The sequence below is a fragment of the Candidatus Buchananbacteria bacterium CG10_big_fil_rev_8_21_14_0_10_42_9 genome, assembly GCA_002773845.1.
In the GTDB taxonomy this organism is placed as follows: Bacteria; Patescibacteriota; Patescibacteriia; order Buchananbacterales; family 21-14-0-10-42-9; genus 21-14-0-10-42-9.
In genome coordinates this window covers 11,561-12,522 of record PEZZ01000040.1, presented here as the reverse complement: position 1 = coordinate 12,522, position 962 = coordinate 11,561, and the positions used below count along the sequence as shown (strand labels likewise).

At 35.1% G+C, this 962-nt stretch carries 2 protein-coding genes; both read left to right on the top strand.

The window, feature by feature from the left end:
- Positions 1-490: dihydroorotate dehydrogenase electron transfer subunit (locus COT81_05070; GenBank protein ID PIS04709.1), on the top strand; the 490-nt coding region annotated here is incomplete at its 5' end.
- A 52-nt stretch (positions 491-542) separates the two neighbouring features.
- A complete protein-coding gene (locus COT81_05065) occupies positions 543-722 on the top strand; it encodes a hypothetical protein (GenBank protein ID PIS04707.1) in 180 nt (59 codons plus the stop codon).
- Positions 723-962 lie beyond the last annotated feature (240 nt).

The window sequence follows — 962 nt, the reverse complement described above, 5'->3', positions numbered from 1 at the left end:
TGGAGGTGGAACTGGTCTAGTACCGATGATGAGATTGCTGACTTGTGTTAGGCCCGAAGACGATGTAACTGTTTTAATTGGTGCAAAATCAAAAGATGAAGTGTTCTTTGAAGATTTAGCAAATAATTTGTTAAAAAATAATTCTCACAAAGTAATTGTCACTACTGATGATGGATCATATGGTGAAAAAGGATTTGTTACTGATATGGTTGAAAAACTAGTCACCAAAAATCATTTTGATGGAGTGTATACATGTGGACCTGAAAAAATGATGTACAAAACTGTTAAAATATCCCATTCAAAAGGGTTGTTTGTACAAGCCAGCCTTGAACGCATGATGAAATGTGGTGTTGGAATTTGTGGAAGCTGCTGTATGGGTGAAGATTTGGTTTGTAGAGATGGTACTGTGTTTGATGGAACTCATTTACTGTCAAACAAAGAATTTGGTCAATTTCATAGAAATAAGGCTGGAATTCTAGAAAATTATTAAGTTTAACCAGCAAGGTTTAAAATAAATCAATAAATTATTGCGTTGAAGAGCATTGGGTACCCCAAAAATTGTATTAACCGCTGATCGTACTTTAATGTCGCCTTATCGTGGATTATCATTAGCTACTTTCTTCGGATGTGCACCTGCATTAGACCCTAATCGTGATAAAAACAGTCTTTTGTATAAAATTCTAGGAAATCAGGTAACCCCAAAAATTCTATTCCAATTATAAAAAATCCTCTTGATAATGCTCCAAGTAGTGAATATATTAGCGTAGTTGATAAAGAAATACTTTATCCTGAATCAAATAAATAATTAAATGGTTCTCAAAAATTTTTGTGATGGTAGAAGAAACGCCTCACAAGTAGTGTCTCCTGCCTTAGCTAAAATTAGAACACTTTTTGGGCTAAGAACATCGCGGCGGCGGAAATTATGCCGGCGGATAAATTATCATCAACTCCCAGCGGCAACA